13 protein-coding genes are annotated in these 14,397 nt (G+C 71.5%); 4 read left to right on the top strand and 9 right to left on the bottom strand.

The features are described 5' to 3' along the window. Positions 1–531 precede the first annotated feature (531 nt). The 4 genes from KF837_00890 to KF837_00875 all read left to right on the top strand — a co-directional run bounded on the left by KF837_00890 (position 532) and on the right by KF837_00875 (position 7,523). Positions 532–717 carry a hypothetical protein gene (locus tag KF837_00890; protein ID MBX3225830.1) on the top strand — a complete coding sequence of 62 codons (186 nt, stop codon included), beginning with the start codon at positions 532–534 and terminating at the stop codon, positions 715–717. Positions 718–1,114: 397 nt separating this feature from the next. Next, positions 1,115–2,674 (top strand): M48 family metalloprotease, encoded by a 1,560-nt coding sequence (locus tag KF837_00885; protein MBX3225829.1) that lies wholly within the window; start codon positions 1,115–1,117, stop codon positions 2,672–2,674. Positions 2,675–2,934: 260 nt separating this feature from the next. Beyond that, complete coding sequence (locus KF837_00880) at positions 2,935–3,384, top strand: hypothetical protein (protein MBX3225828.1); 450 nt, start codon at positions 2,935–2,937, stop codon at positions 3,382–3,384. 95 nt (positions 3,385–3,479) lie between these two features. Next, complete coding sequence (locus KF837_00875; protein MBX3225827.1) at positions 3,480–7,523, top strand: DNA topoisomerase 3; 4,044 nt, start codon at positions 3,480–3,482, stop codon at positions 7,521–7,523. Positions 7,524–7,533: 10 nt separating this feature from the next. On the opposite strand, the gene KF837_00870 is transcribed toward KF837_00875, so the two are convergent. From KF837_00870 to KF837_00830, 9 genes are all read right to left on the bottom strand, one after another. After that, positions 7,534–9,033 carry a SpoIIE family protein phosphatase gene (locus tag KF837_00870; GenBank protein ID MBX3225826.1) on the bottom strand — a complete coding sequence of 500 codons (1,500 nt, stop codon included), beginning with the start codon at positions 9,031–9,033 and terminating at the stop codon, positions 7,534–7,536. After that, positions 9,020–9,292 carry a hypothetical protein gene (locus KF837_00865; GenBank protein ID MBX3225825.1) on the bottom strand — a complete coding sequence of 91 codons (273 nt, stop codon included), beginning with the start codon at positions 9,290–9,292 and terminating at the stop codon, positions 9,020–9,022. The genes KF837_00870 and KF837_00865 overlap by 14 nt, the downstream gene beginning before the upstream one ends. Positions 9,293–9,309: 17 nt before the next feature. Beyond that, positions 9,310–10,500 carry a hypothetical protein gene (locus KF837_00860; GenBank protein ID MBX3225824.1) on the bottom strand — a complete coding sequence of 397 codons (1,191 nt, stop codon included), beginning with the start codon at positions 10,498–10,500 and terminating at the stop codon, positions 9,310–9,312. Next, complete coding sequence (locus KF837_00855; protein MBX3225823.1) at positions 10,488–10,880, bottom strand: hypothetical protein; 393 nt, start codon at positions 10,878–10,880, stop codon at positions 10,488–10,490. The genes KF837_00860 and KF837_00855 overlap by 13 nt, the downstream gene beginning before the upstream one ends. Positions 10,881–10,984: 104 nt before the next feature. Then, the gene (locus KF837_00850; protein ID MBX3225822.1) at positions 10,985–12,049 is read right to left on the bottom strand and encodes a hypothetical protein; all 1,065 of its coding nucleotides are present in this window, start codon (positions 12,047–12,049) and stop codon (positions 10,985–10,987) included. A 2-nt stretch (positions 12,050–12,051) separates the two neighbouring features. Further along, positions 12,052–12,576, bottom strand: coding sequence for a periplasmic heavy metal sensor (locus KF837_00845; GenBank protein ID MBX3225821.1), 525 nt, complete (start codon positions 12,574–12,576; stop codon positions 12,052–12,054). Continuing rightward, positions 12,573–12,905, bottom strand: a complete 333-nt coding sequence (locus tag KF837_00840; protein MBX3225820.1) for a hypothetical protein — start codon at positions 12,903–12,905, stop codon at positions 12,573–12,575. The genes KF837_00845 and KF837_00840 overlap by 4 nt, the downstream gene beginning before the upstream one ends. Continuing rightward, entirely contained in the window at positions 12,902–13,402 is a 501-nt protein-coding gene (locus KF837_00835; GenBank protein MBX3225819.1) for a sigma-70 family RNA polymerase sigma factor, read from the bottom strand. Before KF837_00835 ends, KF837_00840 begins: the two co-directional genes overlap by 4 nt. A gap of 101 nt (positions 13,403–13,503) precedes the next feature. After that, positions 13,504–14,325: a DUF4349 domain-containing protein gene (locus KF837_00830; protein ID MBX3225818.1), complete on the bottom strand. Its 822-nt coding sequence runs from the start codon at positions 14,323–14,325 to the stop codon at positions 13,504–13,506. Positions 14,326–14,397: the final 72 nt, after the last annotated feature.

Genomic DNA, 14,397 nt, shown 5'->3' with positions numbered 1-14,397 from the left:
GCGGCACGCACGGAGCCCGGCGCCGCGACGAGAGCGAGGACGGCAGCGAGGACGAGCGCGAAGCGGCCTATGCAGTGCACTGCCCGGACCCACGGCAATCCGCAGGCCGCCCCGAAGCAAGCGCATCTCTCGAGCGCGCGCGCGAGGGCCTACCGAGGACTTCTCGTTGCACGCGTCAACCAGCGATTACAGTCAACGTCGGGCTTCGTCCCCTACCCGCGCTCGTCGTCGGATTCGGCCGACACACTTCAGATCCTATCGAAGCTGCTGCGCGCCGGAGCGTGGTCGGCCGCAATGTCCGCCGAACGCGGCGCTCATCTTCGCCAGCTTTGCCGGGCGCGACGAGCGGGCGACCGCACGCGCGAAGGAGATCCGCGATCCGCTCACCCGTGCCTGAGCGATCGGCGCCAAGTTGCGCCGTGCGGGCACGAACGCTCGGCCCCCCGACTCCGTTCGGCGGTCGGTAGCATCGTCCGCCCGACTTCGACGTGCGCTCGGCTCGCGATCGCTTGTGGTGCTACGCTAAGGCGCATGAGCCCGACGGTGAAGAAGCTCGCAACGGACGCGCTCGCCCGCGCGTTCGATGAAGCGGAGGACGGACCCCCGCTCAGCGAGGAGGATCGCGCAGCGCTTCGCGAGGCGGTGGCCGATCCGAAGTGGATCCGCATGAGCCGCGGCGAGGCGTTTGAGCATATCGTCTGCAGCGACGACGAATGAGCCGCGACGTCGACTGGACGCACGCGCTCGTCGTGCCCCCGTTCATGGTCCACGTGTCGCTGCCCCCCAACGAGGACGTCCTTCGGGTGTGGCGCGTTCGCCGGTACGTGCGATGAGGCAGGTCGCGAAGCGACAACGCGGCGAAAATTCAGCTTCCCCCTATCGGGTGTGCCGAGGGGGGATGGGTGGTGGACGCGGGGAGGGAGCTTTGGCTGGGGTGCGGGCGTGATGTGTTGCGGAAAGGCTGATCCTCGCGACGCCGCATACCCGAGGCGTTGCAGGGGACTGGAGAGTCGTGCGCGCCAAAGAAATGTGCGTGTGGATGCGGGTCCTGAAAGGGTGGATGGGGGAAAACCCCCGCTGGCGCCGTCCTTGTGCCGGCGGTACGTCGCGCGGCATGCGAAGCCTCCTCGCCCTGGGCCTTGCCGCGATCCTCGCCACCACCGCCGCTGCGTGCTCGTCCGCGGCGCCGGAAGAGACCGGCGCTTCGGCCGATGACCTCGTCACCGGCGGCATCTGCTCGACCCTCGACTACGGGCCGCGTCCCGCCGCGAGCGAGCTCTATCACTTCTTCGCGAACGACCAGGCGGTCGCGGCGAACGTCAACCAGCTGATCCAGCTCGGGATCCTCGCGCAGGCGCTCGGGCCCGGGTCGACGCTCCGCGGCGTCAACACCGACGCGCGCTCGGTGCGCCTCGTCGGCGAGGTGTTCGAGGGCTTCAAGCTCGCCTTCCCCGCCGAGAGCGCGGGGCTCGATCGCGCGCCGCCGGTCGTCGTCGTCCAGTCGAACATGCCGAACGCGTTCGCGATGGCGGCGACGTTCGAGAGCTTCATGATGATCCCGAAGAGCCCGTGGTTCTTCGTCGTCAGCAGCGCGCTCCTCGAGCACGGCAACACCGACGACGAGCTCCGCGCCGTGTTCGCGCACGAGATCGGCCACCTCGTGCTCCAGACGTTCCAGCCGAAGGTGCAGGCGCGCGTGCGCCACGCGTATTCGCTCGGGACCGGGAGCGAGGACGGCATCCTCGGCGCCGCGCAGGCGGACGATCCCGCGCTCGCCGATCCGATCGGCCGGCTCCTCGGCGGCCAGTCGCGCGTCGGCGGCGTCTCGCAGCTCGGCATGAACATGATCATGCCCGGCGTGTACTTCCGCCTCGTGAGCCAGCTGCTCTCGCCGACCGAGTCGACGTCGAGCGCGTGCTCGGGCATCCAGGCGAAGGCGCAGCAGCTGGCCTTCCGTCAGATCATGTTCCTCCCCGGCGCGCAGGAGGGGAACCTCACGCCGCGCCTGCCGAGCGCCGCGGAGAAGGCCGAGCTCGATCGCCTCACCGACGCGCTCGCGGCCGACCTCAAGGCGTGCGCCGGTCCGAACTCGGACACGTCGTCGCTCGCGGTCGTCTCCGCGCTGATGCAGCAGCTCTCGCCCGCCGCGGCGGAGGACCCGAGCGATCCGGCGTACGCGGAGATCCGCGCCGGCATGCTCGCGATCGAGAAGCAGGTCGACGCCGAGATGCCGGGCGCGCTCCTCTCCGACAAGATCCTCCGCGCGGAGGCGCTCGTGCGCGCCGACGTCGTCGGCATCCGGAACGACGCGTCGCTCAACCTGCCGCGCGTCCGCGTCTACGACTACGAAGAGGACGCCGACGACGCGTCGATGCGCGTGCTCTCCGCGATCGGCGGAGACCCCGTCGCGATCGGCACCTTCGCGCTCTCGATGCTGAAGCCGGCCTCGAAGGCGGCGTGCCTCGCCGACGTCGCCGCGGGCAAGCCGATCGACTTCGGCGGCCTCTACGACGTGCATCCCCTCCACTGCTGGCGCTACTACCACGCGACGCAGTTCAGCAAGTCGCTCGCGACGTGCACGAGCAGCGGCTCGCGCCGCGCGCCGCTGGAGACGCACCTCCCCGTGATCGCGACGGACCCGCAAGCGGTCGGCGGCATCCAGAACGCCGAGTAAGGCCGTTACGCGAGCGCGGCAAGGGCGCGCGCGGTCCACGTCGCGTCGAGGGAGGCGGGGCCGAGCGCGCGGCCGCGCGCTGGAGGTTCGCGCGCGCCTCGTCGGTTCGGCCGAGGGCCTTCTGCGCGCTCCCGGCTGGTGCCGGGGGGAACCCTGATCTGGAGCAAACACACCGACGCTTCGCGAGTCCGCCGCCGCCAAGTGGCCGAAATTCCAGGATCATCGAGAGGCGGCACGATGTACGCAAGGGTGGGCTCACCATGAACACCTTCGCCAAATGCATCCTTGTTGCTTCTGTTGCTCTCGCCTCGTTCGCGACCACCGCGTGCGGTGAGCCCTCCGACGACGCCGCGACGGCCACGTCGAACCTCGACGAGCGCGGCCGCCCGAACGTCGCCGAAGGCGCCGACAAGGTCACGAGCTGCTGGGGCAGCGAGCCGTTCTGGTCGATCGCGATCGACTCGTCGAAGGTGCAGTTCAAGAGCTTCGACGACAGCACGCAGACGATCGCGAACAAGGGCGCGACGCCGGCGCAGGGCAGCACCGCCGCGTGGGCCGCGCTCTACCAGGGCACGACGACCGAGAGCCCGAACAAGAACCTCTCCGTCATCATCACGAGCAGCGAGTGCCACGACGAGAGCAACGACACGTTCGACTGGAGCGTCTCCGTCGTCCACGGCGATCAGCTCTTCCTCGGGTGCTGCCGCTGATTGGCCCGAACGGCGGCGCGGACCACGGCCGCGCGGGATTGGACGTAGACTGACGAGAACCGCGGCCTGTCGCGGCCGACCGTCCCCCGCCGAGCATGACCGTCCTCGTCGTCGCCGAGAAGCCGAGCGTCGCGCGCGACATCGCGCAGGTGCTCGGCGCCCGCGCGCGCGGCGACGGGCACTTCAGCGGCGGCGGCTGGATCGTGACCTGGGCGATCGGTCACCTCGTCGCGCTCGCGGAGCCGCACGACGTCAACCCGGCGTGGAAGCGATGGCGCCTCGCCGATCTCCCGATCGTCCCGCCCTCGTGGCCGCTCGTCGTCGGCGAGAAGACGAAAGAGCAATACGCCGTCGTGCGCCGGCTCCTCGTCGATCCCGCCGTGCGCGGCGTCGTCTGCGCGACGGACGCGGGGCGCGAGGGCGAGCTCATCTTCCGCTACGTCTACGAGGCCGCGCGCTCGAAGAAGCCGGTGAAGCGGCTCTGGATCTCCTCCCTCACCGCGGAGGCGATCGCGCGCGGGTTCAAGTCGCTCGCGCCGGGGAGCGACTTCGATCGCCTCGCCGACGCGGCGCGCGCGCGGAGCCGCGCGGACTGGCTCGTCGGGATGAACCTCTCGCGCGTGTACAGCCTCCTCCACGACGATCACCTCTCGGTCGGTCGCGTGCAGACGCCGACGCTCGCGATGCTGGTCCAGCGCGAGCTCGAGATCCGCGACTTCGTCCCGGAGGACTACCTCGAGGTGGTGGCCGACTTCGGCGACAGCGGCGGCGGCGGCGGGAAGTACACCGGCACGTACGTCGGAGCTTCGCCGGGGAAGAACGAGGCGATCCGCTTCGCGCCGGACGCCGAGGAGGCCGCCGCGATCGTCCTTCGCGCGAAGACCGGCGCGGCGAAGGTCGACTCGGTCGAGCGGAAGACGCGGCGCCTCCCGCCGCCGCAGCTCTACGACCTCACCGATCTGCAGCGTCACGCGAACCGCCTCTACGGCTTCACCGCGCAGCGCACGCTCCAGATCGCGCAGAAGCTCTACGAGGAGCGGAAGCTCATCACGTACCCGCGCACGAGCAGCCGGTACCTGTCAGAGACGGTCGCGGGCGAGCTCCCCGGCGTCGTCCGCGCGATCGCGGAGCCGTACCGCGCGCTCCTCGCCGAGGGGACCGGCGCGCGACCGCTCGGCAAACGGTTCGTCGACGACGCGCACGTGACCGATCACCACGCGATCATCCCGACCGATCGCGCCGCGCCCGAGGACCTGACGAGCGACGAGCGGCGCATCTACGACCTCGTCTGCCGCCGCCTCCTCTCCGCCTGGCACGGCGATCATGTCTACGCGGTGACGAGCGTCATCACGGTGGTGACGAACGGCGAGACGAAGGACCGTTACCTCGCGACCGGCACGAGCGTCGAGGAGCGAGGCTGGAAGGTGCTCGACGTGACGACGGCGCGGGCGAAGGAGCCGCCGCCAGGTCTGCCCGGGGGGCTCGAGCGTGGTCAGACGAAGCAGGTGCTCGACGCGAGGGCGGTCGAGAAGCAGACGCGTCCGCCGCCGCGCTTCACCGACGCGACGCTCCTCACGATGATGGAGACGGCGGGCCGCCTCGTCGACGAGAAGGAGATCTCGCAAGCGATGCGGGAGTGCGGGCTCGGCACGCCGGCGACGCGCGCGGCGATCATCGAGACGCTCCTGACGCGTGGGTACGTCGTCCGCGACGAGAAGACGTTCGCCGCCACGGACAAGGGGATCGCGCTCGTCGCGATGGTGCATCCTCACGTGAAGAGCCCGGCGATGACCGGCGAGTGGGAAGCAAAGCTCACCCGCATCGAGCGCGGCGCCGAGACCCTGGCGGGCTTCATGTCCGCGATCGAGGCCTACGTCCGCGACGTCATCACCAACGTCACACACACGCGACCTGAGCCCAACGGCCCGCGCTCCTCCCGCGCCGACCTCCTCTCCGCTGCATACGCCACGCAGGAGCAAGCCGCATCGAGCCCGGCGCCGCCCCCGCCGAAGTCGTCGCGCGCGCGCCGGCTCGTGCGCGGCGACGACGAGCCCGAGACGCATCCGTGGGCCGACCACGAGCCGGAGCCGCCCGCGCGCGAGCACCGCAGACCACCCCGGCCGAGCCGCAACGAGCCTGTCGGCAGCAACGGCGCGCGCACGCAACCGCGACCGAACCGCGACGGGACCGGCGACGCGAGGCCGAGTCGCGCTGAACCCACCGGCGACGCGCGCGTGCAACTGGGACCGAGCCGCGACGCGAGGCCGAGTCGTGAGGGTGGCGCGGTGGGGCAGCTGAGTCTCTCGGCGCTCGAGGCGCCTGCCGTGGTGGCGCGGGTGCCTCGTGGGGAGCGGCCCTCCGACCTTGGCGGGCTCCTGCAGCGTGTGTTCGGGTTCGGGGGGTTTCGGCCGTATCAGGAGGACGTGTGTCGCGCGGCGGCGGCGGGGCGCGACGTGCTCCTCGTCATGCCGACGGGCGCGGGGAAGTCGCTCTGCTATCAGCTGCCGGGGCTCGCGCGAGGTGGGACCACGCTCGTCGTCAGCCCGCTCATCGCGTTGATGGAAGACCAAGTCGCGCAGCTCACCGCGCGCGGGGTCGCGGCGGAGCGCATCCACTCCGGGCGGCCGCGGCTCGCGTCGCGGGCGGCGTGTCAGGCGTACCTCGACGGCGCGCTCGACTTCCTCTTCATCGCGCCCGAGCGGCTGCGTGTCCCGGGCTTCCCCGAGATGCTCGCGCGCCGGAAGCCCACGCTCATCGCGATCGACGAAGCGCACTGCATCTCGCAGTGGGGTCACGACTTCCGGCCCGACTACCGCCTCCTCGGCGAGCGCCTGCCGCTCCTGCGCCCCGCGCCCGTCATCGCCCTCACCGCCACCGCGACGCGACCGGTGCAGGACGACATCGGCGCGCAGCTCCGGCTCGACGCGCCCGCGCGCTTCATCCACGGGTTCCGGCGCGACAACATCGCGGTCGAGGTCATCGAGCGGAACCCGAGCGAGCGCACCGCGATCGTGAAGGAGCTCCTCGCCGACCCCGCGCGCCGACCCGCGATCGTCTACACGCCGACGCGGAGCGACGCCGAGAAGGTCGCCGGCTCGCTGAAGAAGATGCGCGCCGCGGCGTACCACGCCGGGCTCTCCGCGAACGTGCGCGACGAGGTGCAGTCCGCCTTCCTCGGCGGCGCGCTCGACGTCATCGTCGCGACGACCGCCTTCGGCATGGGCATCGACAAACCCGACGTCCGCACCGTCATCCACACCGCCCTCCCCTCCTCGCTCGAAGGCTACTACCAGGAGATCGGCCGCGCCGGGCGCGACGGCAAACCGTCCCGCGCCGTGCTCCTCTGGTCGTTCGTCGACACCAAGACGCACGAGTTCTTCCTCGAGCGCGACTACCCCGAGACCAGCGTCGTCGCGAAGGTGCAGAAGGCGCTCCCGCCGGAGGGCGCGCCCGTCGCGAAGATCGCGCGGAAGACCAAGACGAAGTCCGACGTCGTCGAGAAGGCGCTCGAGAAGCTCGTCGCGAGCGGCGGCGCGACGCTCGACGCCGACGGCAACGCGTTCCCCGCCGGCGGCGCCTGGCGGCCCGCCTACGAGGCCGCGCGCGCGCGGAAGCAAGAGGCGCTCGCGAAGATGCGGCGCTACGCGGAGACGGCGACGTGCCGGATGCTCCAGCTCGTCACCCACTTCGGCGATCAGCACGACGGCGGCGCGCCGTGCGGTGCGTGCGACGTCTGCGCGCCCGAGACGTGCATCGCGCTCGGCTTCCGCGCGCCGAGCGAGCGCGAAGACGCGGCCGCGACGAAGGTCCTCGCCGCGCTCCGCGAACGCGACGGGCGCACCGTCGGGCAGCTCCATCGCGACGTCGTCGGCGACAAAGAGCTCGATCGCCGCGGCCTCGAGCACGTCCTCGGCGCCCTCGCGCGCGCCGGCGCGATCGCGCTCGTCGGCGACGCGCTCGTGAAGGACGGTAAGACGATCCCCTTCCAGCGCGTATGGCTGAAGAACGCCGACGGCACCACCAACGCCGCGCTCCGCGTGATCGTCACGCCGCCGCCGCGACCCCAGAAGAAGGGCGCCTGGTTCGCGCGCCGAAAGCGCAAGCCCAAGACGAGCACCAAGCCGCGCCGGCAAAAGTGAGCGCACCCGCTCAACCGCGGAACGGCGCGTAGCGCCCCGACTCCGTGACCGGCACGCCCGGGCGCTCCGGACGAAGCGCGACGATGGTCGCGTCGTCGTCGAGGGCGTTCGGGCGCAGCCACGCCTCGAGCCGCATCAGCACCGCGTCGCTCGCGCCTTCGCGGAGCTCGTTCGCCTCCGCGAGCGCGCGGTGGAGGCGCGCGTCGCCGAAGTGCTCGCCGTCCGCGCGCCGCGACTCGCTGATGCCGTCGGTGACGAGGTAGAGGCCGTCCTCCTTCGCGAGCTGCCGCTTCCAGCGCGGGAACGTGCGCCCCGCGTCGACGCCGACGAACGTGCCGCCCGAGCTCAGCTCCTCGACCGCGCCGTCGTTCACGAGGAGCGGGCCGGGGTGCGCGCCGCACGAATAGGTGGCCTCTCGCGTCTTGAGGTCGACGTCGACGACGGCGGCGGTGCACATCGCGTCGAGGGCGCCGTGCGCGCGGGCGACGCGATCGTTCAGGAGCGCGAGCACGGTCTCCGGACCGGCCTTCGTGTCCTTCACGAACTCGTAGGCGCTCTTGAGCAGCATCGTCACGAGCGCGGCCGGCACGCCGTGCCCCGTCGCGTCGGCGATGAACAGGCGGACCACGTCGCCGAGCAAGGTCACGTCGTAGATGTCGCCGCCCACGACGTCGAGCGGCTGGTACGCGACGTCGACGTGATGACCCGGCACCGCCGGCGGCGCGGTGAGGATCGCGCGCTGGAACGCCCGCGCGTGAAGGAGGTTGTCGCGGATGATCGCGTCGCGCGCGGCGACCTGCAGCTCCTCCGTGATGTCGCGGACCATGACGAAGGTGCCGAGCCGCGCGCCGGTCGCGAGCGTCATCGGCATCGCCTTGAGCTCGAGGCAGCGGCTCGCCTCGACGGAGCGCGTCGTCAGCTCGTCCTCCGGCCGCGCGAGGAACTCGGCGAGGCCGGCGAAGGAGGCCTGCACGAGGTCGAGCAGCTTGCGCCCCACGACCGCGTCCTCGCTCAGCGAGACGCCGTGCGCGTCGCGGAAGCCCATGAGCGAGAAGAAGCGCGCGTTGTGCTCGACGATGCGGCCGCCCTCGTCGAGGATCACGATGCCGTCGGCGGAGCTCCGCACCGTGCCGCGCCAGCGCTGCTCGATCGCGGTGAAGCGATAGAGCACGTTGTCGGCGCCGAAGGCCGGCTCGGCGAAGGCGGCGAAGCCCCCGTCGCGCAGGCAGACGCGGAGCCGCGCGGCGTGGTCCTTCCCGCCGAGGCGCAGCGTGACGAGGAGGTCGAGCACGCCGCCGGTGAAGCGGCTCATCTTCGTCGCGTACTCGAGCGACGCGCGCCGGTCGCGCGGGCTGAAGAGGTCGTCGAGCGATCGTCCGAGCACGTCGGCCGTCGCGCAGGCGAAGGTCGCGCAGAACACATCGTCGCACGCCGTGACCACCTGCCCCGCGTCGAGCGCGAGCACGCCGATCGGGAGCCCGCGGAATCGATCTTGATCAGGCGGGCCCATTATCTCTTTCAGGATATCCAATTAGCGCGTGCAGCGCTTCGACGTCGGCCTCCCCGCATTTCCGCTTCCGTAATACCGTGACCGGATTGGCAAGGAACGTCGACCGAAAAATGAAGCGATCGCTCTCGATCTCGATCGTCTTGAACGTCTCGTTCCGGCGAACGGGGCCATAAGCCGCCTCGAGCCGGCGCCAGACCTCCGCCACCTCTCCTTTGTCGAAGAAGTACTTGTACGTGCCCCCGCGCGCGCACGCGTGCACCAGCTCGCGATACGGGCTCAGGTCTTCTCGACCTGGAACACGCAGGACTCCTCCCCGCAGGAGATGCACTCGTGCTCCGCCGAAGCGAACGTGCCGAAGCGGTCCGCGATGCTGCCCTTGCTGTAGACGAGCTCCATGATCCCCGCCGCGACGCCGGTGAGCATCATGCATTGAGGCTCGCTCGCCTCTCCGCGATAACCGAGATAGCCGAGCGCCTCGTAGCCGTTGAACGACTCGATCCGCGCGGTGACGCCGGAGCGATGCGCGGTGACGTGCCAGTTGCCCCACCCGAGCGCGTTCGACACCGCGACGATGCCGAACAGGTTGTCGTCGTACTCCCTGATCATCGGCCCGACGAGGCCCTCCCACTCGGGCGAGCTCATGATCCCGCGGAACGTGTTCATCCCGCACGTCTCGGCGTCGTAGACGAGGAGCTTGCGCGCGTTCCGGCCGAGGCCGACCTTCGCCATCTCGGCGACGAAGTCGATGCTGATCCGGTTGTAGAAGTCCGCCGGCGTGCTCGCGAGGTAGACGCCGAACGCGGGGATGAGGCCCTCGGTGTTGCCGTGGATCGGCATCTCGACGAGCGCCCGGACGATCCTCTGCGCGTCGATGTTCGACGGCGGCAGCGCCGGCATCGCGCGCGGCGTGAACGTGACCGCCTGCTTCGGGTTCGCGTCCACCGGCTCCGTGCGCGCGGGGTCGATCTCGAAGCGGCAGGCCGCGGCCCCGGTGACGATGCACTCCTTCTCCGTCACGCGCGCCGGCTTCCCCGTCACCGCCGCGAGCGCGGCCTGGAGGTAGCCTTCGGTGAAGGTGCAGACCGGCGACGAGCGGCCCGGGAAGCCCGCGTTCCATCCCTCGACGAAGTGCGAGGCCGACGCGGTGACGACGCCGCGCGCGATCTCGTCGACGTCGAACCAGCCGTAGCCGAGGTGGCCGTAGAGGCTCTGCGCGACCGCCCACTTGCGGGCGACGTCGTCGTCCGGACGGAACGCGCTCGCGATCTGGGCGGCGAACACGCCCTCCGCCGCGCGGCGGAGGATCCCCTTGCCGTCGATCTGCGTCGCGCCCTCGATCGTGTTCTGGAGGCGCGAGTTGTAGTGATGACAATGCAGGATCACGTCGTGCCCGGCGATGACGCGGCGGTACGAGGCCGCGTCGTACGAGAGCGCCAGGCGATCGCCGAACCGATTCACGTCGAACATGACGTCTCCACGCTCACGCGGTCGGGAGCGAAGCAGCGGAGCGCCTCGAGCCCGCGCCGCTGCCACGGCACGCGCGGGCTCGACACGAACCGAACGTGGTACCCGGCGTCGGGCGCGGCCTCCGACGCCTTGCGGAGCCACATGACGAACTGCTTCACGCCCGACGAGCTCAGGAACTCGAGCTTCGTGACGTCCATCACCACGTCCTTCACCGCGAGGCGGATCGCCTCGTCGTGGGTGGCGTCGAGCACGCGTCCGAGCGCGTCGAGCACGTCGTAGCTCGCCTCGCCCTCCATCCTCACGCGGAGCGAGGTCCCCTCGTGGCTCCCCGCCGTGCGGAAGCCCGCGCCGGCCGAGCCGAGCGTCGCGAGCGCGCTCAAGGCGCCGCTCCGTGCGGAGTCGTCGGGCGGACGCGGCGCTCCACGTGCATCGCGCTCGATCGGAGCAACCGACCTTGTCAGTGTCAACAGGCGCGCCGCGCGAGCTACCTCCAGCCGGCGATCTCCGCGATCTTCGCGGCGGCGATCGACGCGAGCTTCGCCTGGAAGGCGGCGCCGGTGTGCTCGTCGCAGCCGGTGCGATCGGCCTCCGTCGCCTCCGGCAGCTCGGCGACGTGCAGCTTCGCGTCGCCGCGCTCTCGGGCGATGGAGCTTACGACCGCGCGGACGTTGGTGCGCGCGGCGAAGCCCTCCGGATACGCGTCGCTCACGCCGGCGGGGACCGCGAGGACGATCTGCGCGTCCGGGCTCCGCGCGCGCGCGAGGTCGACGAGCTCACGATACGCCGCCGCGAACACCTCGCGATCGGGCGGGCCGCCGTGCGGCGCGTAGTCGTTCCCGCCGAGCGCGATCCACACGACGTTCGCCCTCCACGCCGCGGGCGGGACCGCCTGCCGGTAGTACGTCGCGAACGGCGGGCCCTCCGGCGGATCGTTGCGGTATACACCTTTCCCGGAGTACGCGAGGACGTGCGCGTCGGCGGCGAGCGTCCGCGCCACGAGCGACGGATAGGCCTTGGTCGCGTTCTCGGTCTCGGCGCTGAACGACGCGGCCGGCGTCGCGCACTCGATGCCGTAGCCGGTCATCTCCGAGTCGCCGAGGAGCTCGATCCGCCGCGCCGGCTCGGCGGGGGGCGCGAGGAGCCGGCCGCCGTCCGGGAACGCGAACGCACGGAGCTGCGTGACGCCGACCTTCGGCTCGGTCCGGCGCGTCAGGACGACGACGTGGACGCCGGGCGGGAGGCCCTTCGCGATCGGATAGGTGTGCGTGCCTTCCTTCGGCGCGAACGGCTCGCCCGCGGGCGCTCCGTCGATCGCGACCTCGTAGCGGCTCTCGCCGCGCTCCGCGAGCGTGAGGGAGAGCGCGGTCCCTTCGAACCGCACGACGACCTGCGTCCCGCCCCAGGACAGGCGGGGTCCGCCGGGATCGCTCACGTCGACGCGTCCGAGGTACGAGATGCGCGGCGGCTCCGAGGTGGGCGCGGGCGCGGCCGCGGGACGGCACGCGGTAAAGAGCGCGATCGCGAGGAGGAGGAGGAGGACGCGGCGCACGGTCAGCGCCCCGCGTCGCCGCGGGCTTGCTGCGCGCGCAGCTCGCGGAGCTTCGTCTTCTGCTCGGGGGTGAGGACGTTCTTCACGCGGACGAGCATCGTGAGGTAGGCCGCCTTCACCTTCGTCTCGCGGTCCATCACGCGCGCGGCGGCGTCCTTCACCTTCGCTTCGTCGACGGTGTCGGGCTCGAGGAGCTTCACGAGCTTCTCCTTCTCGGCCTCGAGCTCCCACTGGTACTTGAGGACCTCGGAGTGGCCGCGCTCGGACTCGGTGATGAGCGCCTTCTTCTGCTCCTCGGTGATGCCGAGCTCGATCTGCCGCTCCATCGCGAGCTCCGGCGGGTAGAGGCGCGTCTCGATCGGGCCCTCCGCCGGCGACGCCGACGCGGGCGACGAGCTGAGGCGCGGGGGCGAGAGCGTGACGGCGCCGTCGGCGGAGACGGAGTCGCCGGGGAGCGGCTCTCGCTTCTGCGCGCAGGCGACGACGAAGAGGAGGAGGACGAGGAGAAATGCGCGCGGACGTTTCATGGGCGGAGTCCTTCGATGGGATCGGCGTCGAGGCGGACGCGCGTGGGCGCGGTCTCGAGGAGGAAGTCGAGCGGCAACGCGGCCGCGGTCTCGACGCGGGGCGGCGGGGGCGGCGATGGCGCTGGCGCGAGCGCGGTCGCGGGCGGCGCGCTCGCGGTCGTCTGCGCGCCGCACCACACGATCAGGACCGCGGCGGCGGCGAGCGCGGGGATGGCGGCGTAGAGGAGGTTCACGCGCGACGGCGGTCGCGTGGTGCGGAACGGTGGGGCGCGCTCGGCGTCCGCGCGTTTCAGCTCGGCGAAGCGGCGGCGGAGCTCTTCGTCGTTCATCGTGCCTTCTCCTCTTTCTCGAGCAGCCCGGCGAGCATGTGCTTGCCGCGGTCGTAGTGTTGGCGGGCGGTGCCGAGCGAGACGCCCATCACCACGGCCGCCTCGGCGACGCTGAGGTCTTCGTAGAAGACGAGGTGCATGACCTCGCGCTGCCGGTCGGCGAGCTTGGTGAGCGCGCGCGCGAGCTGCGCGGCGCGTTCGCGCGCGCCGGCCTCGGAGTCGGGGGCGCGCCGCGGATCGACGACGTCGGCGGGCTCGTGCTCGGAGCGCCGCGAGAGCCGCAAGACGCCCCAGCGCCGGTGCTCGCGCGCGGTGAAGCGGATGACGCCGAAGAGCCAGGTCTTGAACGCGGAGCGCTGGTCGTAGCGGGCGCGGCCGTCGAGCACGCGGCAGTACGCGTCCTGCAGCACGTCCGCGGCGAGCTCGCGGTCGCGCGCGCAGCACGCGAGCGCCCAACCGAAGCTCGCTTCATGCAACGCCGCGAGCTCCTCCCGCATCGCACGCGCACGCTCTCATCAACCGGCGAGCGCGGCAAGCCGCGATGGGCGGCGGCGCATCACAGCCACCGCGGCGAGCTGGGAGGCGCGACGGCGGCGCGTCAACCCGTCGCCGCGGTGAGCTGGGAGGTGCGGCGGCGGCGGAGGAAGAGGACGAGGGCGCCGATGGCGGCGGCGATGGGGAGGATGGTCGGGGCGACGGCGAGGAAGGCCATCGCGCCGTAGACGAAGGCGGCGCATGCGCCGTCGGTGCCGGCCTTCGCTGCGCCGGCGAGGCTCTTGCCGGGGGTCTTCCACGCCGGGGTCGAGCGCGACTCGAGCGTGACGTGGATCGTGGCGAGGTCGACCTTCCCCTTCAGCGAGCGCTGCTGCGCCTCGAGGCGCTCGACGTTCTCGCGGACGCGCGCGAGCTCCTTCTCCGTCTCGACGAGGTCCGCGATCGAGCCCGACTTGTTGGCCATGATCTCGAGGAGGCGCTTCTCCTGCACCTTCGTGTTCGCGAGCCGCGCCTCGAGGTCGGCGCGTTGCTCGGTGACGTCCTCGACCTTCTCCGTCGCGTTCGTGATCTCGCCGAGCGCCGCGAGCGATCCGCGGACGTTCTGCGCGCGATCGGCGGGGACGCGGATCTCGAGGCGCGCGGTCTCTCCCCCCTTCGCCCCCTGCGCGTGCATGTCCGAGACGTAGCCGCCGGCGCGATCGACGGAGGCGCGCAGCTCGGCGAGCGCGTCGTCGAAGCGGTCGACCGTGATCGTCATGTCCATCGTCACGATGCGCGACCGCTCCGCCGACGGCGGCGCGTTCACCGCGACCTCGGACGCGCCCGCGTGCGAAGCGGCGGCGGCGGCCGGCTCCGACTTCTGCGCACAACCGGCGGCGAGGAGGAGGAAGAGGACGAGGGCGAGGAGCTTCGAGGGCGTCTGCATGGTGTTCGCGAATGGGTGAACGAGCCCTCTCGCGCATATGACGCCGTCGGTCGATTTTCTTCCGGACCGGGT

Source organism: Labilithrix sp., assembly GCA_019637155.1.
Lineage (GTDB): Bacteria > Myxococcota_A > Polyangia > Polyangiales > Polyangiaceae > Labilithrix.
This window is presented reverse-complemented; position numbering and strand designations above follow the sequence as displayed.

What these genes read in the sequence shown, in the direction of transcription:
- KF837_00835 (MBX3225819.1), bottom strand. Translation starts at nt 13,402, where the DNA reads ATGCGGGAGGAGCTCGCGGCGTTGCATGAAGCGAGCTTCGGTTGGGCG.
- KF837_00880 (MBX3225828.1), top strand. Translation starts at nt 2,935, where the DNA reads ATGAACACCTTCGCCAAATGCATCCTTGTTGCTTCTGTTGCTCTCGCC.
- KF837_00890 (MBX3225830.1), top strand. Translation starts at nt 532, where the DNA reads ATGAGCCCGACGGTGAAGAAGCTCGCAACGGACGCGCTCGCCCGCGCG.
- KF837_00845 (MBX3225821.1), bottom strand. Translation starts at nt 12,576, where the DNA reads ATGAAACGTCCGCGCGCATTTCTCCTCGTCCTCCTCCTCTTCGTCGTC.
- KF837_00830 (MBX3225818.1), bottom strand. Translation starts at nt 14,325, where the DNA reads ATGCAGACGCCCTCGAAGCTCCTCGCCCTCGTCCTCTTCCTCCTCCTC.
- KF837_00875 (MBX3225827.1), top strand. Translation starts at nt 3,480, where the DNA reads ATGACCGTCCTCGTCGTCGCCGAGAAGCCGAGCGTCGCGCGCGACATC.
- KF837_00860 (MBX3225824.1), bottom strand. Translation starts at nt 10,500, where the DNA reads ATGTTCGACGTGAATCGGTTCGGCGATCGCCTGGCGCTCTCGTACGAC.
- KF837_00840 (MBX3225820.1), bottom strand. Translation starts at nt 12,905, where the DNA reads ATGAACGACGAAGAGCTCCGCCGCCGCTTCGCCGAGCTGAAACGCGCG.
- KF837_00885 (MBX3225829.1), top strand. Translation starts at nt 1,115, where the DNA reads ATGCGAAGCCTCCTCGCCCTGGGCCTTGCCGCGATCCTCGCCACCACC.
- KF837_00870 (MBX3225826.1), bottom strand. Translation starts at nt 9,033, where the DNA reads ATGGGCCCGCCTGATCAAGATCGATTCCGCGGGCTCCCGATCGGCGTG.